Annotated in this window: 15 protein-coding genes; 10 read left to right on the top strand and 5 right to left on the bottom strand. The window is 70.3% G+C overall.

The annotated features are described in order from the left end of the window. Positions 1-4 precede the first annotated feature (4 nt). Positions 5-445, bottom strand: coding sequence for a roadblock/LC7 domain-containing protein (locus ACFVXA_RS25970; protein WP_362025999.1), 441 nt, complete (start codon positions 443-445; stop codon positions 5-7). Next, the gene (locus ACFVXA_RS25965; protein ID WP_390026888.1) at positions 442-3,348 is read right to left on the bottom strand and encodes a nitrate- and nitrite sensing domain-containing protein; all 2,907 of its coding nucleotides are present in this window, start codon (positions 3,346-3,348) and stop codon (positions 442-444) included. The genes ACFVXA_RS25970 and ACFVXA_RS25965 overlap by 4 nt, the downstream gene beginning before the upstream one ends. Before the next feature lie 654 nt (positions 3,349-4,002). Between ACFVXA_RS25965 and ACFVXA_RS25960 the strand changes: the two genes are divergently transcribed. Continuing rightward, positions 4,003-4,581 (top strand): hypothetical protein, encoded by a 579-nt coding sequence (locus tag ACFVXA_RS25960; RefSeq protein ID WP_384020602.1) that lies wholly within the window; start codon positions 4,003-4,005, stop codon positions 4,579-4,581. Positions 4,582-4,812: 231 nt separating this feature from the next. On the opposite strand, the gene ACFVXA_RS25955 is transcribed toward ACFVXA_RS25960, so the two are convergent. The 3 genes from ACFVXA_RS25955 to ACFVXA_RS25945 are packed head-to-tail and all read right to left on the bottom strand — an operon-like array spanning position 4,813 to position 6,622. Continuing rightward, complete coding sequence (locus ACFVXA_RS25955) at positions 4,813-6,162, bottom strand: NAD(P)/FAD-dependent oxidoreductase (protein WP_390026870.1); 1,350 nt, start codon at positions 6,160-6,162, stop codon at positions 4,813-4,815. Further along, on the bottom strand, positions 6,159-6,305 hold the full coding sequence (locus ACFVXA_RS25950; RefSeq protein ID WP_384401895.1) for a hypothetical protein: 147 nt from the start codon (positions 6,303-6,305) through the stop codon (positions 6,159-6,161). Before ACFVXA_RS25950 ends, ACFVXA_RS25955 begins: the two co-directional genes overlap by 4 nt. After that, a complete protein-coding gene (locus ACFVXA_RS25945; RefSeq protein ID WP_362025987.1) occupies positions 6,302-6,622 on the bottom strand; it encodes a bifunctional 3-phenylpropionate/cinnamic acid dioxygenase ferredoxin subunit in 321 nt (106 codons plus the stop codon). Before ACFVXA_RS25945 ends, ACFVXA_RS25950 begins: the two co-directional genes overlap by 4 nt. Positions 6,623-6,835: 213 nt before the next feature. Between ACFVXA_RS25945 and ACFVXA_RS25940 the strand changes: the two genes are divergently transcribed. The 9 genes from ACFVXA_RS25940 (at position 6,836) to ACFVXA_RS25900 (ending at position 19,484) form a co-directional block, all read left to right on the top strand. Further along, positions 6,836-7,657 (top strand): IclR family transcriptional regulator, encoded by an 822-nt coding sequence (locus tag ACFVXA_RS25940; RefSeq protein WP_383909195.1) that lies wholly within the window; start codon positions 6,836-6,838, stop codon positions 7,655-7,657. Positions 7,658-7,984: 327 nt separating this feature from the next. Next, positions 7,985-9,070 carry an S-(hydroxymethyl)mycothiol dehydrogenase gene (locus ACFVXA_RS25935; RefSeq protein ID WP_383741682.1) on the top strand — a complete coding sequence of 362 codons (1,086 nt, stop codon included), beginning with the start codon at positions 7,985-7,987 and terminating at the stop codon, positions 9,068-9,070. After that, on the top strand, positions 9,067-9,714 hold the full coding sequence (locus ACFVXA_RS25930) for an MBL fold metallo-hydrolase (protein WP_362025977.1): 648 nt from the start codon (positions 9,067-9,069) through the stop codon (positions 9,712-9,714). The genes ACFVXA_RS25935 and ACFVXA_RS25930 overlap by 4 nt, the downstream gene beginning before the upstream one ends. Before the next feature lie 39 nt (positions 9,715-9,753). Beyond that, positions 9,754-12,219 (top strand): FAD-dependent oxidoreductase, encoded by a 2,466-nt coding sequence (locus ACFVXA_RS25925; RefSeq protein ID WP_390026868.1) that lies wholly within the window; start codon positions 9,754-9,756, stop codon positions 12,217-12,219. 22 nt (positions 12,220-12,241) lie between these two features. Next, positions 12,242-13,396, top strand: a complete 1,155-nt coding sequence (solA, locus tag ACFVXA_RS25920; protein ID WP_390026866.1) for an N-methyl-L-tryptophan oxidase — start codon at positions 12,242-12,244, stop codon at positions 13,394-13,396. An 11-nt stretch (positions 13,397-13,407) separates the two neighbouring features. Then, positions 13,408-14,553, top strand: a complete 1,146-nt coding sequence (locus ACFVXA_RS25915; RefSeq protein WP_362025968.1) for an aromatic ring-hydroxylating dioxygenase subunit alpha — start codon at positions 13,408-13,410, stop codon at positions 14,551-14,553. Further along, the gene (locus tag ACFVXA_RS25910) at positions 14,546-16,012 is read left to right on the top strand and encodes an aldehyde dehydrogenase family protein (RefSeq protein ID WP_383741670.1); all 1,467 of its coding nucleotides are present in this window, start codon (positions 14,546-14,548) and stop codon (positions 16,010-16,012) included. Before ACFVXA_RS25915 ends, ACFVXA_RS25910 begins: the two co-directional genes overlap by 8 nt. A gap of 345 nt (positions 16,013-16,357) precedes the next feature. After that, positions 16,358-17,917 (top strand): amino acid permease, encoded by a 1,560-nt coding sequence (locus ACFVXA_RS25905; RefSeq protein WP_362025962.1) that lies wholly within the window; start codon positions 16,358-16,360, stop codon positions 17,915-17,917. A gap of 16 nt (positions 17,918-17,933) precedes the next feature. Further along, positions 17,934-19,484 carry a GMC family oxidoreductase gene (locus ACFVXA_RS25900; RefSeq protein ID WP_383909207.1) on the top strand — a complete coding sequence of 517 codons (1,551 nt, stop codon included), beginning with the start codon at positions 17,934-17,936 and terminating at the stop codon, positions 19,482-19,484. The last annotated feature ends 12 nt before the right edge of the window (positions 19,485-19,496 follow it).

Here is a 19,496-nt window from a genome sequence, read left to right as displayed (position 1 = left end):
CCCACTACCCGCCCGAAGGCAGATCGGTGCGCGGAGTGGCGGCCAGATGTACGCCGACCCGCTTGACCAGGAGGGTCATTTCGTAGGCGACCTGCCCGACGTCCGAATCGGCGTCCGAGAGGACGGCGAGGCAGCTGCCGTCACCGGCGGCCGTGACGAAGAGGAAGGCCTCGTCCAGCTCGACGACGGTCTGCCGGACGCTGCCCGCCTCGAAGTGGCGGCCGACGCCCTTGGCGAGGCTGTGGAAGCCGGAGGCGACGGCGGCCAGGTGCTCGCTGTCCTCCCGGGTCAGGTCCTTCGAGGCCCCGGTGGGCAGGCCGTCGCCGGAGAGCACGATCGCCTTGCGGATGCTGGCGACGCGGTCCACCAGTTCGTCGAGCAGCCAGTTGAGCTCGCCTGACGCCTTACTGGTCGTGGTGGGCCCTGCGGCCTTCGGTGCGGTCATCGACCGTCCCCCTTTTCCGTTCCTCGTGCTGTGCCGTCCTGGGCCTCGTCGCCCTCGGCGTTCTCCTCGCGTCCGCGCTGCCAGCCCCGCTGGAGCGAGGCCATCCGGTTGCGTACCTCGTCGGCGTCACGCTCGGCGGGGTCCGCTCCCGTACCGGTGCGGGCCTTGCCCCGCTCGGTGCGCCGTGCGGGGCCGTCCTTCAGCTGCGGGGCCAGATTGGCCTGCCGGACGCGGCGGGGCAGTGGGCCCACGCCCGATTCCGCCTCTCCCGTCGCGGCGCCGACGCGTGGGGTGATCTCGTCCGCGCCGGCGGGCGCGGTGGTGCGGCGGGTGCGCTTGGGCAGGCCGGAGGCTTCGCGAAGGGCCGGGGCCTCGATACGCTCGCCGCCGCGACGCGCCGAGGTATCGGCGAGCCCGGCGCCACGCGCCGAGGTATCGCTGCGCTCGCCTCGCCGGGCGGGCAGTGCCTTCGCGCCGTCGAACTCGGGCGCGCCGCGCTCCGCGGGCTCGAGGCGCTCCCCCGGCCTCAGGTTCTGCACCGGCTCCAGGTTCTGGAGGGAATCGAAGTCCTCGGTGAGCTCCTTGTCCACCGCGTCTTCGCGGCGGGACCTCGTCCGGGTCACCGGACGGCCGTGCGAGCTGACGAGCTTGGGGGCTCTGCGCCTCGGCAGCGGCACGGGTACTGCGCCCGGAAGGTCGTCGTTGCCGGTGCGGGCGGGCTCGTCGCGGCCTTCGTCGGCATGCTCGCCTGGCACACCGGCGATGGAGCGGCGCGGCCGGAACAGGCCGCCGCGCTCGCTGTCCTCGTCGCCGAGCGCGCCCGGGAAACCGGTGAGGGTGTCCAGGTCGACCGGCGCCTCCAGCTCGACCGGACCATCCAGGATCGAGGCGGGCAGGCCCGGGAGCCGCACCGGCACCTGGGAGAGCGCCGCCTTGCGGCCCTCCTCGGAATCGCGCTCCTTCGAAGCCGGCGTGCGGTCCAGGCGGAAGCCGATGCCGTTGGTGTCCGGGACGTCATCGGTGAGCAGCGCGTCGGGGATGAATACGACCGCGGTGGTGCCGCCGTACGGGGAGGGCTGGAGGGAGACGCGGACGTTCTGCCGCTGGGCGAGCCGGCTGACCACGAAGAGGCCGAGCCGGTCGGTGTCGGACAGTTCGAACTCGGGGGTCTCGGCGAGCCGCAGGTTGGCGTCGAGGAGCGCCTCGGCGGCCATGCCCAGGCCGCGGTCGTGGATCTCCAGGGTGAAGCCGTTGGCGACCCGCTCGCCGAGGACCTGGACGGCCGTGTGCGGGGGTGAGAACACCGTGGCGTTCTCCAGGAGTTCGGCCACGAGGTGGGTGAGGTCGGCGACCGCGGGCCCGGTGACGGCGACCCGCGGCAGCCGCCGTACCTCTATTCGCTCGTAGTCCTCGACCTCGGCGACGGCCGCGCGGACGATGTCCATGAGCTGGACGGGCTTGCGCCACTGCCGGGACGGGGCGGCGCCGGAGAGGATGACCAGGCCTTCGGCGTGGCGGCGCATGCGCGTGGTCAGGTGGTCGAGACGGAACAGGTCGGCGAGTTCGTCGGTGTCCTCGGTCCTGCGCTCCATGGTGTCGAGCAGGGTGAGCTGCTTGTGGAGCAGGACCTGGCTGCGGCGGGCGAGGTTGACGAAGACCTCGGAGACGCCTTCACGCAGTTCGGACTGCTTGACAGCTGCCTCGACGGCGGCGCGCTGAAGGGTGTTGAGGGCCTGCCCGACTTCGCCGATCTCGTTCTTGTCGTACTCCAGTCGGGGCACTTCGGTCTCGATGTCGACCTGTTCGCCGGCGGAGAGGCGACGCATGACGCTGGGCAGCCGGACACCGGACGCCTCGTGGGCCTCCAGACGCAGTCGGCGCAGGTCACGGATGAGGCTCCGGCCGATGCGTACGGACATGACGAGCGAGACCAGCACGGCGATGAGGCCGAGGACGCCCGCGATGACCGCCTTGACGATGATGCCCATGGCCACGGGCCGGACCCGGTTCTGGTAGCGGTCGCTCGCCCCGTCGTCGAGCGTGCCGAGCTCTTCGAGCACATGTCCGGCCGCGTCGTCCCAGGTCTTCGCGGTGACACCGCGCGGCGTACCGGCGGCCGAGGTGACGACGGACTGCTCGGCCACACGCAGCGGCGCGGTGTCGGCGTTCTTCCAGTAGCGCTCGAAGCGTTCGCGCTCGGAGGAGGGCAGCAGCGGCAGGCTGATGTCGTAGAGCAGCGTGCGTTGGGCCACGAGGTCGGAGATGTCGCGGATCTCGTCGCGGGAGATGCGGCCCGCGACCAGGGCGGAGCCGAGGAGGGCGTCCTCGCGGGAGAGCAGTTCGCGAGCGCGGGCGACGCTGACGAGGGCGCGCCCCTGCTGGTCCATCTCCACGTCGTCGAGCAGGTGGAGGTTGGACATCAGGACGTAGCAGGGGTCGATCAGACGGTTGTAGAGGTCGAGGGCCTGGGACCGGTTGACGGTGCCCTGCTCGACGCTGCGGCGCAGCGAGTCGATGCCGTCGACGGCGTCCAGGATGGAGGTGAGGCGCTCCGCGGTGCCTCCGCCCATCTCCTCGCGTAGGTCCTCGTCCTTGGAGTTCCTGCGGACCTTCGCCACGATGCGGTCGGTGGCGGTCCGGCTGCGCTTGAGCGCGGCGAGCCCGTCGGAGGCGCGGGGATCAGCCAGATAGACGAGGGTCTGGCGGCGTTCCTGCTGAAGGACCCGGACGGCGTCCTCGGTGGGATAGCCGATCTTCTCCACGATGTCGGACACGTTCAACAGTTGGTTGGCCTCACGCCCCGTGAGCACGGTGGCGAAGGCCCAGATCGCGGTCAAGGACACCAGCGGCACGAGGAGCAGCGCCACGATCTTCCGGCGGATGGACTTCCCGCGAAAGCGCATGGCCTCCCCCAGCTCGACCCCCTCCGGCCCGGGGGTACACATGTGCGTCAACAAACGGCGTGAGCCTACTACTGACGCACAGGTAACTCGAAGAGCTGTCCGGGCGCAGCCCCCGCGCGATGGGAACGAGACATGGGCAGTTGTCCGTTCATTGGGGGAGATTGCCTCCCCGAATCCGGCACTTGAGACCGGAACAGATCGGAGTGGTGAACTTGGTCAGTTGGCCGGAATTTTTCGCTCGTTGGGAATCTTCGGGGCACGTTGTTCGTCTTTCTGTACGGGAATTGGGGGCGGAATCGGCCACAGGCGCCGCATGCCGCGCCCAGGCGGCGTAAAAGAACGCAAGCCGGGCACCCACTGGGGAGTCGGTGTCGCATGACACCGGTGCGAGGGGCTTGCTGGGCGGTGGGGAGTGACGAGTTGATGGACACGGCGGAGCGGCGTGGGGCGTCCGGGACAGGCGTGGCGACGCCCGAGGCGGCTCAACCAGCCACTCGGGCACCGGATCGCGATATTCCGGCAGACGGACGCGAGCAACTGGAGCAGTGGCAGGCGGCGGCGGGTGGGCGCGACCAGTTGAACCAGGTGCACGGGACAGCGGGTGAGCGCGACCAGTTGAACCAGAGGCACGGGGCGACGGGTAGGCGCGACCAGTTGAACCAGAGGCAGGGGACGACCGACGAGCGCGGTCAGTTGGTCGAACGGCATCGGACGACGACGGGCGGGCGCGACGTGGCGGGCGGGCAGAGCGCGGCCACGGGTGGGCACGGCCGTGCCCCCGAGCGAGGTATCGCGGCGGGAGGGTACGGGGAAGAGGCGGAAGAGTACGAAGAGCAGGCGCACTACCGGCCGTTGTGGATCGAGGAGCCCGCGCGCAGGCGGCGGCTGCCCGATCCCGTGCGCACGGCGGCCGTGCGGGCGGTGATCGTCATCGCCGTGACGCTGATCCAGGCGGTGACCGCCTTCCTGTGCACCCTCGCGGGTTCCTGGCTGGCCTTCCCCATGGTTCTCAGCAGTGTGGGCAGCACGGTCGTGGCCACCTGGGCCGCCCTCGACGTCTGGGTGACGCGACAGGTGTGGAACCAGCGGAACGGAGTGGTGTCGGCACCGAGCAGCACCGCGCGGGCCCTGCGCCGCGAGCGACGCAAGTCCAGGCGACAGGCACGGACGACGGAGCGCGCTCAGGAGCGGATACGCAGGCAGGGCGGGACCGGGCAGTTGTCGCACTCCTGAGCGCGACCGACGCGACGGCCTCGACCCACGGCGGCCACGCCCTCGACCGGCTCAACCGGCACGGGACCAGGGCAGGACGCGACCAGGGTAGAGGTGACCAGTACAGGCGCGACCAACACAGGGCGCGACCGGGGCAGAGGTGACCAGCACAGGGCGCGACCAGCGCAGAGCTGACCAGGAGGAGATCCGCTCGGCCCGAGCAGCCGCGAGAAACCCATCCTGGTCATGGCCTCACAGCGCGGCCGACTCCACCGGGCCTGCGTCGCGCGTCAGTTCGCGGCGTGCGCGCATGAACGGGCGGGGGCGGTCGACGGAGAGCACGGCTGTGGTGCGGCCGTCGCGCTCGTAGCGGGCGAGGAAGCCGCCCTCGGCGGGCCCTCCGTCCTCCAGGGCACCCTCGGTGATCCGGACGATGTCCCCCTGCTGCCACCGCCCCGCGAACTGGATTCGCGCCCCGTACTGGTCGGACCAGAAGTAGGGCAGGGACCGCACGGTCTCCAGAGTGCGTCCGGCGAGCAAGTTGCGTACGGCGACGCGGGGTTGCTCGGTGGCGGAGGTCCAGTGCTCGGCACGGGCTCCTCCGACACGGGCGACGTCACCGACGGCGACCACTTGCGGAAGTCCGGTCACGCATCCGTCGTCGCACAGCACGCCGTCGTGCAGTGCGAGTGTCGAACCCGCGAGCCAGCCGGTGTTGGGGGTGGCGCCGATGCCGACGATCACGACGTCGGCGGGCAGGATCCGGCCGTCGGAGAGCTCGACTCCGGTGACGGTGCGGCGCGAGGCGACGTTCCGGGTGTCTTCCCGGCCTGTGGGGTGGCTGCCGCGGCCCTGCGTCCCGGCGCCATCCGGACCGAAGGCGTGGACCCCTCGGGTGCCGGTGCCCTTCTCGCCGGTGCCCTTCTCGCCGGTGGCGTGGCCGCCGCGGGTGCCGGCGGGGCCGGTGCCTCGCAATCCGGCGACACCCGTGCCGGTGACGAGGTCGACACCGCCTCGGCGGTGCAGCGCGGCGCACACGGCTGCCATGTCGGGGCCGAGTTGGGGGACGAGCGGCAGCGGTGCGGCCTCGACGACGGTGACGTCATGGCCGAGTGCGGCGCACGAGGAAGCGGTCTCGGCGCCGATGAAGCCGCCGCCGATGACCACGACGCGGCGTGGACCGTGGGCGAGTTCCGCGCGCAGAGCGCGGGCGTCGTCGAGGGTGCGCAGCGTGTGCACCCCGACGAGGTCGTCCCCCGTGAGGCGGCGGGCGAAGGCGCCGGTGGCGATGACCACGCCGTCCGTGGAGACGGTGCGGCCGTCGTCGAGGAGGACGGTACGGCCGCGGAGGTCGAGGCCGCGGGCACGTACGCCGAGCAGCCACTCGGCGTCGAGTTCAGCGGTCTCCTCCGCGTCGGTGAGGGCGAGGTGGTCCTCGTCGGCGCGACCGGTGAGGAAGTCCTTGGACAGCGGAGGCCGGTCGTAGGGACGGTGGGGTTCGTCGCCGACGATCACCAGGCGTCCGTCGAAGCCCTGGGCGCGCAGCTCGCGAGCCGCGTACAGCCCGGCGAGGGAGGCGCCGACGATGGTGACGGTCCTCATGAGGTCCGCTCTTCGTCGCAGACGGCCAGGGTGCGGACGGTCAGGACGCGGAAGGTCTGGGCGCACACGGTCTGGGCGCACACGGTCTGGGCACTCACGGTCTGGGCGCACACGGTCACAGCGTTGACGGTCACAGCGTTCATGCGGCGGTGCCCTCCTCCGCGGCCAAGTGGACGTGGATGATTCCGTCGTCGACGGTGACGCGGTGGGTGCGGACGGGGCGGCGTGCGGGCAGGCACGTCGGCCGGCCGGTACGCAGATCGAATGAGGCGGCGTGCAGCGGGCATTCCACCAGACAGCCCTCCAGCCAGCCCTCGGAGAGGGAGGCGTCCTGGTGGGTGCAGGTGTCGTCGATGGCGTACAGCTCGCCGTCGGCGTTGAACACGGCGACGGGTGGCGTGGTGCCGACACGGACGGATTCGCCCACGGGGAGGTCTTCAAGGCGGCAGACGGGAATCATGGGCCCCCCTCTCGGTCCGGACGCTTGGTCCGGGACCTATCAGGTCAAGGGCGTCGGGAACCTTCCGGGTTCCGGACGCTTCGGTAACATGATGTTTCGTATGGCGCACGAGGGAGCGCTATGCGCAACAGAATCCGCGCGGGGATCCCGTCACGTCAAGGGCTTCCCGCAGATGCGGCCCAAACAGGGCCGTCAGGTGGTGAGAGTTGAACTATGACCCGCACGCAGAAGCAGGCTGAGCGCACCGAGGAGATTCCCGAGAAGCAGAACGGCCGGGGGACGGGCAGCGCGGTCCAGTCGGTGGACCGCGCCGTGAGCGTCCTGGAGATCCTCGCCCGGCTCGGCGAAGCGGGCGTCACCGAGATCGCCGACGAGCTGGACGTGCACAAGTCCACCGCCTTCCGCCTGCTCGGCGTCCTGGAGAACCGCGGCCTGGTGGCGCAGGCCAAGGACCGCGGGAAGTACTACCTGGGGGCGGCCGTACTACGCCTCGCGGGGGCGGCGGCAGTGCGCCTCGACATCTCCCAGGAGGGCGTCCCGGTCTGTCGCGAACTCGCCGACGAGCTGGGCGAGACGGTCAACATCGCGGTCCTGGACGACGACGCGGCAGTCAACATCATGCAGGCCCGCGGCACCGCGTCGGTCACGGCGCAGAACTGGCTGGGCAGACGGACCCCGCTGCATGCCACCTCCAGCGGAAAGGTGCTGCTCGCGCACATGCCGCCCACCCTGCGCGAGGGCCTGCTCGCGCGCACCCTGCCGCGCTTCACGGACCGCACGATCACGGGTCCGTCCGCGCTGCGGGCTGAGCTGGAGGCCGTGGTCGAGCAGGGTTACGGCCTCACCATCGAGGAGCTGGAGCTGGGCCTGGCAGCCGTGGCCGCGCCGGTCCGCGCGCACGACGGCAAGGTGATCGCCGCGATCAGCGTGTCGGGGCCGGTGTACCGACTGAACAGTGACCGTCTGCCGGAGCTGGCGAAGCGGACGGTGGCCGCCGGCGCCGAGCTGTCCCGGCGTATGGGGTACGGCTTCTAGCGCCGCTTCCAGGGCCGTTTCCAGGGTCGCTTCCAGGGGCTGCCCGGAGCAGCGGTTTCCGCCGTGGGCCGCGGGCCGTCCCGTCCGTGGCTGGTCGCGCCTACCCGGCGGAGCCGCATGACGCAACAGCCCACGCCCCTTGGGGGCGCCACGCGGGGCCGGGAGATCTCCCGGCCCCGCCGCGTTGTGTGTCCGTCACGTTTCCGGGCCCCCTGTTCCTTTTGCCAAGGGTTAACTCCCACCCCTTGACGGCTCCATGACGGCGTTCTCAATATGTTCCTCATCGCGCAACCCATCGTGCATTGCGCAACAGCAGAGGAGCTTGTCGTGCCACACGAGGTCCGTGCCGTAGTCGCCGTCAAGAAGGGCGCACCCGTCGAGGTGCAGACGATCGTCGTTCCTGATCCAGGGCCGGGCGAGGTGCTCGTCGCGGTACAGGCCTGCGGGGTCTGCCACACGGATCTGCACTACCGGGAGGGCGCGATCAACGACGACTTCCCGTTCCTGCTGGGCCATGAGGCGGCCGGCACGATCGAGGCGGTCGGCGAGGGCGTCACCGACCTGGTCCCCGGCGACTACGTGGTCCTCGCCTGGCGCGCCCCCTGCGGCGCCTGTCGCTCCTGTCGCCGCGGCCGCCCCTGGTACTGCTTCGACTCCCGCAACGCCACCCAGCCCATGACGCTGCTCGACGGAACCCCGCTCAGCAACGCCCTCGGCATCGGAGCCTTCGCCGAAAAGACCCTGGTCGCGGCCGGGCAGGCGGTGAAGATCGACCCGGCCGCCCGGCCCGAGGCCGCCGGCCTGATCGGCTGCGGCGTCATGGCCGGATACGGCGCCGCCGTCAACACCGGCAACGTCGGCCGCGGTGACACGGTCGCCGTCATCGGCTGCGGCGGGGTCGGCAACGCGGCCATCGCGGGCGCCTGCCTGAACGGCGCCATGAAGGTCATCGCCGTCGACATCGACGACAAGAAGCTCGACCAGGCGGAGAAGTTCGGCGCCACCCACACGGTCAACTCGCGCGGCACGGACCCCGTCGAGGCGGTCCGCGCGCTGACCGACGGCTTCGGGGTCGACATCGCCATCGACGCGGTGGGCCGCCCCGAGACGTTCAAGCAGGCCTTCTACATGCGCGACCACGCGGGCCTGCTGGTCCAGGTCGGCGTCCCCGCCCCGGAGATGCAGGTCGAACTGCCTTTGATCGACGTGTTCTCGCGCGGCGGCGCGATCAAGTCCTCCTGGTACGGGGACTGCCTGCCGAGCCGGGACTTCCCCTTTCTCATCGACCAGTACCTGTACGGGCTGCTGGATCTCAACGCGTTCGTCTCCGAGACCATCGCCCTCGATCAGGTGGAGGAGGCGTTCGGCAAGATGCACCGGGGTGAGGTGCTGCGCTCGGTGGTGGTCCTGTGAGCACCCACGGGACGGGCCGCGACGAGGGCCACGCCGTCCGCGTCCAACGCGTCGTCACCTCCGGCACGTTCACCCTCGACGGCGAGACCTTCGACGTCGACAACAACGTCTGGCTGGTGGGCGACGACCAGGAGGTGCTGGTCGTCGACGCCGCCCATGACGCCCGTACGATCCACGAAGCCGTCGCCGGACGCCACGTCACCGCGATCGTCTGCACCCACGCGCACGACGACCACATCGACGCGGCCGCCGAACTCTCCGTACTCACCGGGGCGCCCGTGCTCCTCCACCCCGACGACAACGAGCTGTGGTCCGCCACCCATCCCACCCGCAAGCCGGACGGCGAGCTCAGCGACGGCCGGATCCTCACCGTCGCCGGCATCGAACTCCAGGTGATCCACAACCCGGGCCACACCTGGGGCAGCTGCTCTCTCTACGCCCCGTTCCTGGACACGGTCTTCACCGGGGACACCCTCTTCCACGGCGGCCCCGGCGCGACCGGGCGCTCGTACTCGGACCGGCCCACCATCGAGGCCTCCGTCCGCAACCGGCTCCTCACCCTGCCCGGCAACACCGTGGTCCACACCGGGCACGGCGCGGACACCACCGTCGCCGCCGAGCGCCCGAACGTGCCCACCCCCTGACCCCCAGCGCGTCCACTCCCCACCCCGGCAAGGAGGGGCATGTCCAGCACGCCCGCAACCCATCCCCGTGTCGTCGTCATCGGCGCCGGCATCGTCGGCTGCTCCCTCGCCGACGAGCTGACCGCCCGCGGCTGGACCGACGTCACCGTTCTCGAACAGGGGCCGCTGCCCGCCCCGGGCGGCTCCACCTCGCACGCGCCCGGCCTGGTCTTCCAGACCAGCCCGTCGAAGACGCTCACCGCGTTCGCCCGCTACACGGTCGAGAAGTTCAACTCCCTCGAGGTCGACGGGGTTTCCTGCTTCAACCCGGTGGGCGGCCTGGAACTCGCGACCACCCCCCAGCGCCTCGCCGACCTGCACCGCAAGGCCGGCTACGCCGCTTCCTGGGGCATACGCGGCGAGATCGTCAGCGCGGCCCGCTGCAAGGAACTGTGGCCGCTCATCGACGAGACGAGCGTCCTCGGCGGCTTCCACACCCCCGACGACGGCCTGGCCCGCGCGCTGCTCGCGTCCCGCGCCCAGATGGCCCGCGCCATCGGCAGGGGCGCCCGCTTCCTCGACCGCCACACCGTCACCGGCATCGAGCAGGAGGACGGCCGGGTCACCGCCGTCGTCACCGACCGCGGCTCCTTCCCCGCCGACCATGTCGTCTCCGCCGCCGGTTTCTGGGGCCCGGTCATCGGCCGGATGGCCGGAGTCGACGTACCCCTGCAACCGCTCGCCCACCAGTACGCGAAGACCGAGCAGCTCCCTGAACTGGCCGGGTCGCAGACCGAGGCATCGAAGCCCATCCTCCGTTTCCAGGACCGCGACCTCTACTTCCGCGAGCACCACGACCGCATCGGCATCGGCAGCTACGCCCACAAGCCGCTCCCCGTCGACCCGTTCGGGATCCTGCCGTACGACGAGGCGCGCGCGAACGACATGGAGATGCCGTCCTCCTACCCCTTCACCGAGGAGGACTGGGCGCCGAGCTGGGACGACTGCCGCTGGCTGATGCCCGCCCTGCGCGAGACGGAGATCGAGGAGGGCTTCAACGGCGTCTTCTCCTTCACACCGGACGGCATGCCGGTGCTCGGGGAGTCGCGCAAGCTGCGCGGTTTCTGGCTGGCCGAGGCCGTCTGGGTCACCCACTCCGCGGGGGTGGCCAAGGCGGTCGCCGAATGGATGGTCGACGGGCGCGCCTCCATCGATCTGCACGAGTGCGACCTCACGCGATTCGAGGAAGCGCAGCGTTCACCGTCGTACATCCGTGAACGCGGTTCACAGCAGTTCGTCGAGGTGTACGACGTCCTGCACCCCCTCCAGCCGATGGAGCGGCCGCGCCCACTGCGCGTCAGCCCGTTCTACGTCCGCCAGCAGGAACTCGGCGCGGTCTTCCTGGAGGGCGGCGGCTGGGAGCGCCCGCACTGGTACGAGGCGAACGCCCCCCTCGTGGACGGTCTGCAGGTCCCCGAGCGCGACGCCTGGTCGGCCCGCTACTGGTCGCCCATCGCAGCGGCCGAGGCGAAGGCGACCCGCGAGAAGGTCGCGCTCTACGACATGACCCCGCTGCGCCGCCTCGAAGTCACCGGTCCCGGCGCCCTCGGCTTTCTCCAGCGCATGACCAGCAACAACCTCCGCAAGAAGCCCGGCGCGGTCACGTACACCCTGCTCCTCGACGAGACGGGCGGCGTACGCTCCGACCTCACGGTCGCCCGCCTCGCCCCCGACCGCTTCCAGGTGGGCGCCAACTCCCCCACCGACCTGGACTGGCTCAGCCGGCACGCACCGGACGACGTGCAGATCCGGGACATCACCTCCGGCACCTGCTGCATCGGCGTCTGGGGCCCGCTCGCCCGCGACCTCGTCCAGCCGCTGACCCGCGACGACTTCTCGCACGAGGGCTTCGGCTACTTCCGCGCGAAGGAGACCTGCCTCGGGCACGTCCCGGTGACGGCCATGCGCCTGTCGTACGTCGGTGAGCTGGGCTGGGAGCTGTACACCACGGCCGACCTGGGGCTCAGGCTCTGGGACACGTTGTGGGAGGCGGGCCGGCGGCACGGCGTGATCGCGGCCGGGCGCTCGGCCTTCAACTCCCTCCGGCTGGAGAAGGGGTACCGCGCCTGGGGCACCGACATGACCGACGAGCACAACCCCTTCGAGGCGGGCGTCGGCTTCGCCGTCCGGATGGACAAGGACGGCTTCGTCGGCCAGGAGGCCCTGCAGCGCACACTGGACGGCCTCGCCGGAGCGGAACCCGCGCGCAGGCTCACCCCCCTCCTCCTCGACGATCCCGCCGCTGTCGTCCTCGGCAAGGAGCCGGTGTACGTCGACGGCGCCCCGGCCGGTTACGTCACCAGCGCCTCGTACGGCTACACCCTGGGCCGCTGCGTCGCGTACGCCTGGCTTCCGGCGCTGGCGACCGGCACCGGCGTCCACATCGAGTACTTCGGCGAGAAGGTCCCCGCGACCGTCGCCGACGAGCCGCTCTTCGACCCGAAGATGACCCGTATCCGCCGCTAGCCGCTCCGCCAAGGAGGCACTCGTGTCCCCCACTTACGACGTGATCGTGATCGGTCTCGGCGGCATGGGCAGCGCCGCCGCGCATCATCTGTCCGCGCGCGGTGCCCGTGTGCTGGGCCTGGAGAAGTTCGGCCCGGTGCACAACCGCGGCTCCAGTCACGGCGGTTCGCGCATCACCCGCCAGTCCTACTTCGAGGATCCGGCGTACGTACCGCTGCTGCTGCGCTCGTACGAGCTGTACGACGAGCTGGAGCGGGCGACCGGCCGTGACATCGCCACCCTGTGCGGGGGCGTGATGGTCGGCCGCCCGGACTCGCGGACCGTCTCCGGTTCGCTGCTCTCCGCCCAGCAGTGGGACCTGCCCCACGAGATGCTGGACGCGTCGGAGATCCGCCGCCGGTTCCCGACGCTCAACCCGAAGGACGACGAGGTGGCGCTCTTCGAGACGAAGGCCGGGCTGGTCCGGCCCGAGAACACCGTCGCCGCACACCTCCAGCTCGCCACCCGGCAGGGCGCCGACCTGCACTTCGACGAGCCGATGACGCGCTGGGAGCCGTACAAGGACGGCGTGCGCGTGCACACGGCCGAGAACACCTACACAGCGGGCCAGCTGGTGATCTGCCCGGGTGCGTGGGCGCCGCGGCTGCTCACCGATCTCGGGGTGCCGTTCACCATCGAGCGGCAGGTCATGTACTGGTTCCAGCCGAAGGGCGGGGTCCAGCCGTTCGTGCCGGAGAACCATCCCATCTACATCTGGGAGGACGCGGCCGGAGTCCAGGTCTACGGCTTCCCGTCCATCGACGGGCCGGAGCTGGGCGCCAAGGTGGCCTTCTTCCGCAAGGGCGTCGAGTGCACCCCGGAGACCATCGACCGGACCGTGCACGAGGACGAGATCCAGGCCATGGCGGACCACATGTCCCGCTGCATCCCCGACCTGCCCGGCACCTTCCTGAAGGCCGCCACCTGCATGTACTCCAACACGCCCGACGAGCACTTCGTCATCGCCCGGCACCCCGCCCACCCGGACTCCGTCACCGTGGCCTGCGGGTTCTCCGGGCACGGCTTCAAGTTCGTGCCGGTCGTCGGCGAGATCCTCGCCGACCTCGCCCTGAACGGCTCCACCGAGCATCCCATCGGGCTGTTCGACCCCCACCGCCTCGCCGCCGCGCCCGCCTGAGGAGTACGCACGTGACGACGATCCCCGTCTCCCCGAACCCGATCCCGCCGAGCCTGATCGCCACCCTCCCCGGCCACTACTACACGGACCCGGAGATCTTCCGCCAGGAGCAGGAGCGGCTCTTCGAGTCGATGTGGTTCTGCGCCGTCCGCTCCGCGGACCTCGCGAAGCCCGGGGCCTTCCGCACCGTCCAGGTCGGCCGCGAGAGCGTGCTCGTCACCCGCTCCCGTACGGGCGGGCTGCGCGCCTTCCTGAACATCTGCCGGCACCGCGGCGCCCGGCTCTGCACGGAGGAGTCCGGAGAGGTCCGGCGCAACCTCCAGTGCCCCTATCACGCCTGGACGTACGACCTGGACGGCAAGCTCGTCGCCGCGCCGAACCTGGTCAAGATGCCGGACGTCGACCGCGTCGAGTACGGCCTGGTCGAGGTCGCCCTGCGGGAATGGCTCGGCTACGCCTGGGTGTGCCTGGCGGACGCGCCGCCCTCCTTCGAGGAGACCGTGATGGGCGCGGCCGTCGAGCGGCTCGGCAACGCGGCGGCCATCGGGCACTACGGCACCGAGAACCTCGCGCTCGGCCGGCGCATCACGTACGACGTGAAGGCGAACTGGAAGCTGATCGTCGAGAACTTCATGGAGTGCTACCACTGCGCGACGATCCACCCCGAGCTCACCGATGTGCTCCCGGAGTTCGCCGAGGGGTACGCGGCCCAGTACTACGTGGGCCACGGCGCCGAGTTCGGCGAGGAGATCAAGGGGTTCACGGTCGACGGCAGCGAGGGCTTCGCCAAGCTCCCCGAGGTCTCGGACGACCAGGACCGGCGCTATTACGCGATCACCGTGAAACCGACGGTCTTCATCAATCTGGTCCCCGACCATGTCATCCTGCACCGCATGTTCCCGCTCGCCGAGGACCGCACGATCGTCGAGTGCGACTGGCTCTACGCTCCGGAGGTCGTCGAGTCCGGAGCCGACGTGTCCAAGTCGGTGGAGCTCTTCCATCGAGTGAACGAACAAGATTTCGAAGCGTGCGAACGGACCCAGCCGGCGATGACGTCGCGGGCGTACCGGAAGGGTGGTGTGCTGGTTCCGACCGAGCACCACATCGGGATCTTCCATGAGTGGTTGATCACGCAATTGGGAGGCCCCCGTGCCTGACCTGTTCATCGACGGTTCCTGGCGGGGTGCGCTCGACGAGCGGACCCGTGAGATCCGCTGTCCCGCCGACGGCTCGCTGGTAGGCGTGGTCGACGAGGCCGGCGGCAAGGACACGGTCGAGGCGATCGCCGCCGCGCGCCGAGCCTTCGACGAGGGCCCCTGGCCCACGACCCCTGCGGCGGACCGCGGTGACCTGCTGCTGCGCGTCGCCGACCTCCTGGTACGCGACAAGGAGGCGCTGGCGCGCGCCGAGTCCCTCGACACGGGCAAGCGGCTCGTCGAGAGCGAGTACGACATCGACGACATCGCGAACTGCTTCCGCTACTTCGGGCGGCTGGTCGCGGCCGAGACGGGCCGGGTGATCGACACGGGCTCGGCGAGCGTCGACAGCCGGGTGGTGTACGAGCCCGTCGGGGTGTGCGCACTGATCACGCCCTGGAACTATCCGCTGCTGCAGACGGCCTGGAAGGTCGCACCGGCCCTCGCGGCGGGCAACACCTTCGTCCTCAAGCCGAGCGAACTGACCCCGCACACGGCGATCCATCTGATGCGGCTCCTCGATGAGGCGGGGCTTCCGCCGGGGGTGGCCAATCTGGTGCTGGGCGCCGGGCCCGAGGCGGGCGCTCCCCTCGGCGACCACCCGGACGTGGACCTCGTCTCCTTCACCGGCGGCCTGCAGACCGGCCGCCGCCTGATGGTCGCCGCGGCCGGGACGGTCAAGAAGGTCGCCCTGGAGCTCGGCGGCAAGAACCCCAACATCGTCTTCGCCGACGCCGACTTCGAGACGGCGGTCGACATGGCGCTGACCGCCGTCTTCCTGCACTCGGGGCAGGTCTGCTCGGCGGGCGCGCGGCTGCTGGTCGAGGACTCGCTGCACGACCGGTTCGTCGACGAGGTCGTCCGCCGGGCCTCGGAGATCAGGCTCGGCGGCCCGTTCGACGAGCGGGCGCAGACCGGGCCGCTGATCTCCGCGGCGCACCGGGCCAAGGTCGAGGCGTACGTCGCCAAGGGTCTGGAGGAGGGCGCGGTGCTGCGCTGCGGTGGCGCGCGGCCGTCCGAGCCCGAGTTCGACGCGGGCTTCTACTACCCGCCGACCGTGCTGGACGAGTGCTCGGGCGACATGTCCGTCGTCCAGGACGAGTCCTTCGGGCCCGTGCTCACCGTGGAGCGCTTCTCGAGCGAGGCCGAGGCCGTACGGCTCGCCAACGACACGATCTACGGGCTCGCGGGCGCCGTCTTCACCACCGACGGGGCCAGGGCGCAGCGGGTCGCGGCCCGGCTGCGGATCGGCACGGTGTGGATCAACGACTACCACCCCTACGTGCCGCAGGCCGAGTGGGGCGGCTTCAAGCAGTCCGGCTTCGGTCGCGAGCTGGGGCCCGCGGGCCTGGCCGAGTACCGCGAGGCGAAGCACATCTGGCGAAACACCGACCCGTCCCCACAGGGGTGGTTCGCCTGAACCCGAGTGACGACGCGCTCATGGCCCACGCGTACAACTCCCTCATTGATCCGCGGCACCTCTTGATCCGTGCCCCTACTTGATCCGCGACCCCACCTGATCCGTGCCCCTACTTGATCCGCGACCCCGCCTGATCCGTGCCCCCCCACTTGATCCGCGACCCTCTTGATCCGCGACTCTCTTGATCCGTGACCCCTCATCAGTGATCCCGTAACCCCTGGCGAGTGATCCAGTACCCCTCGTCATCGATCCCGTCCCCCTCAGCGACCTCGTCCCCCCTCATTGATCCCGGCACCCGCAGGAGCCGCTCCCTCACCCTCCCCCAGGCCCACCTGGAGTCCGCTCATGACAACCACCGAGCAACCAACCGGCCCACAGAGTCACGACGACGACGAACTCGCCGAGTTCGGCTACAAACCCGAACTCAAGCGCACCCTCGGCAACTTCCACACCTTCGCCGCCGGCATCAGCTACATCTCCATCCTCACCGGCACCTTCCAGCTCTTCTACTTCGGTTATGCCAACGGCGGTCCCGCCTACTGGTGGTCCTGGCCGATGGTCTTCGTCGGGCAGTTCACGGTCGCGCTCTGTTTCGCGGAACTGGCCGCCCGCTATCCCGTCGCGGGCTCCGTCTACAACTGGTCGAAGAAGATAGGCAATCCGCACCTCGGCTGGCTCGCGGGCTGGATGATGCTGATCGCCTCCATCGTGTCGATCTCGGCCGTGGCGCTCGCCTACCAGCTGACGCTTCCGCAGATCTCCTCGACGTTCCAGTTCATCGGGGACGGCACCGGCAAGTACGACGTGGCGACGAACGCGGTGGTCCTGGCCACGGTCCTCATCCTGTTCACGACGCTGGTGAACGCGTTCGGTGTGAAGCTGATGGCCACCATCAACAGCGCGGGCGTCTTCATCGAGCTGGTCGCCACCGTCGTCCTCATCGTGCTGTTCGCCGTCCACATCACGCGAGGACCGCAGGTGGTGACGCAGACACAGGGCCATGGGGCCGGCCAGTCGTTCGGCTATCTCGGCGCCTTCCTCGTCGCCTCGCTGGCGTCCGCGTACGTCATGTACGGCTTCGACACGGCCGCCTCGCTCGGCGAGGAGTCCCTGGATCCGTCCCGCAACGCGCCGCGCGCCATCATCCGCGCGATCGTCGCCTCGTTCATCCTGGGCGGCCTGGTGCTGCTGCTCGCGCTGATGAGCGTCTCCAGCCTCAAGGGCGACAAGCTGTCCACCGACGGTCTGCAGTACATCGTGCTCGACGTGCTCGGTCCGACGGCCGGCAAGGCGATGCTGTGGTGCGTGCTGATCGCGGTCACGGTCTGCGCGCTCGCGGTGCACACGGCGGCGATCCGGCTGGCCTTCGCGATGGCCCGGGACAACAACCTGCCCGCGTCCTCCCTGGTGGCCCGGGTCAGCCCGCGCTTCCAGACCCCGGTGCTCCCCGCGGTGGTCATCGGCGTGCTGGCCGTGGCGATCCTCGTCGTCAACATCCGCCAGCCGCAGATCTTCACCGTGGTCACCAGCATCGGCATCATCATGATCTACCTCGCCTACCTCGGCGTCACCGCGCCCATGCTGGTGGCCCGGCTGCGCGGGAAGTGGCAGCCCGCGGGCGACGGCAAGTTCTCGCTGGGCCGCTGGGGACTGCTCGTCAACATCGTCGCCGTGCTGTGGGGCACGGCCATGACGGTCAACCTGATCTGGCCGCGAGCCGCGGTCTACAACGCCGCCGCCCCGTTCCACTGGTACCTGCGCTGGGGCGCGGTGCTGTTCGTCGCCGTCATCGCGGGCGGCGGCTTCGCCTACTACTGGTTCATCCAGCGGCACCGGACCGGCGTGCTCGCCGAGCACCAGCTCCAGGCCGCCACGGCCCACCTCGCCGCTCCGGCGGCCGACTGAAGGAGGTCAACAACTCATGAGCATTGATGAGTTCGACTATGTCGTGGTCGGCGGTGGCACCGCGGGGAACGTGGTCGCGGCCCGCCTCTCGGAGGATCCGTCGGTCACCGTGTGCGTCCTGGAGGCCGGTCCCAGCGACGTCGGCGACGACAATGTCCTCAAACTGGACCGCTGGATGGGCCTGTTGGAGTCCGGCTACGACTGGGACTACCCCGTCGAACCGCAGCCCACCGGCAACAGCTTCATGCGGCACGCCCGCGCCAAGGTGCTCGGCGGCTGCTCCTCGCACAACTCCTGTATCGCTTTCTGGGCCCCCGCGGAGGACCTGGACGACTGGGCGGCGGCAGGCTGTACGGGGTGGAGCGCGGCCGAACTCTTCCCGCTCTACCAGCGGCTGGAGTCGAACGACGCTCCCGGCGACCACCACGGCCGCACCGGCCCGGTGAAGCTTCGTACGCTGAAGGGCGAGGACCCGTGCGGCGCCGCCCTGTTGGAGGCGTGCGCGCAGGCCGGCATTCCGACCTCGGCCTTCAACACCGGCAAGACCGTGGTCCGCGGCGCCAACTGGTTCCAGATCAACTCCGACGAGAACAACATCCGCCAGTCCTCGTCGGTCGCCTACCTCCACCCGGTCATGGGCAGACGACCGAACCTGGAGGTGCGGACGGGAGTGCGCGCCAAGAAGCTCGTCCTCGACGGGCGGCGGTGCGTGGGCGCCGAGTACCTCGACCCGGACCTCATCCACACCCGGACGGTCCGCGCCCGCCGCGAGGTGATCGTGTCCTGCGGGTCCATCGACACGCCCAAGCTGCTGATGCTGTCGGGCATCGGCCCCGCCGAGCATCTGCGCGAGGTGGGTGTGGAGGTGGTGGTGGACTCGGCGGGCGTCGGCGAGAACCTCCAGGACCATCCCGAGGGCGTCATCATGTGGGAGGCCAAGCAGCCGATGACCACCACGTCCAGCCAGTGGTGGGAGGCGGGCATCTTCTACGACACCGAACCGGGCCTGGACCGCCCGGACCTGATGTTCCACTACGGCTCGGTGCCCTTCGACATGAACACCGCGCGGTGGGGCTACCCGACCTCCGAGAACGCGTTCTGCCTCACCCCGAACGTCACGCGCGCGAAGTCACGCGGCACCGTGCGGCTGCGCACCCGCGACTACCGGGACAAGCCGATGGTCGACCCGCGCTACTTCACGCACGAGCACGACGTGCGCGTGATGACGTACGGGCTGAAGCTGGCCCGCCGGATCGCCGAGCAGCCCGCGCTGAGCGGCTGGGCGGGTGCGGAGCTGTCCCCCGGGCCGGACGTCCGGACCGACGACGAGCTCCTCGACTACATCCACAAGACCCACAACACCGTCTACCACCCGTCCTGCACCGTGAAGATGGGCGCGGACGACGACGCCTCGGCCCCCCTCGACGCGCGGCTGCGGGTCAAGGGGATCGAGGGCCTGCGGGTCGCGGACGGCTCGGTGATGCCGGATCTGATCTCCGTCAATCCGTGCATCACGACGATGATGATCGGCGAGAAGTGCTCGGATCTTTTGAAGGAGGACACGTAGATCGAGCGCCCC

Source organism: Streptomyces sp. NPDC058246, from assembly GCF_042881985.1.
Classification (GTDB): domain Bacteria; phylum Actinomycetota; class Actinomycetes; order Streptomycetales; family Streptomycetaceae; genus Streptomyces.
The sequence above is the reverse complement of the archived record's forward strand: the minus strand, read 5'-3'. Positions and strand labels throughout refer to the sequence as shown.

Coding starts and splice junctions, on each gene's coding strand:
- ACFVXA_RS25970 (WP_362025999.1), bottom strand. CDS start 445: ATGACCGCACCGAAGGCCGCAGGGCCCACCACGACCAGTAAGGCGTCA.
- ACFVXA_RS25965 (WP_390026888.1), bottom strand. CDS start 3,348: ATGCGCTTTCGCGGGAAGTCCATCCGCCGGAAGATCGTGGCGCTGCTC.
- ACFVXA_RS25955 (WP_390026870.1), bottom strand. CDS start 6,162: ATGAGGACCGTCACCATCGTCGGCGCCTCCCTCGCCGGGCTGTACGCG.
- ACFVXA_RS25950 (WP_384401895.1), bottom strand. CDS start 6,305: ATGAACGCTGTGACCGTCAACGCTGTGACCGTGTGCGCCCAGACCGTG.
- ACFVXA_RS25945 (WP_362025987.1), bottom strand. CDS start 6,622: ATGATTCCCGTCTGCCGCCTTGAAGACCTCCCCGTGGGCGAATCCGTC.
- ACFVXA_RS25940 (WP_383909195.1), top strand. CDS start 6,836: ATGACCCGCACGCAGAAGCAGGCTGAGCGCACCGAGGAGATTCCCGAG.
- ACFVXA_RS25925 (WP_390026868.1), top strand. CDS start 9,754: ATGTCCAGCACGCCCGCAACCCATCCCCGTGTCGTCGTCATCGGCGCC.
- ACFVXA_RS25905 (WP_362025962.1), top strand. CDS start 16,358: ATGACAACCACCGAGCAACCAACCGGCCCACAGAGTCACGACGACGAC.
- ACFVXA_RS25900 (WP_383909207.1), top strand. CDS start 17,934: ATGAGCATTGATGAGTTCGACTATGTCGTGGTCGGCGGTGGCACCGCG.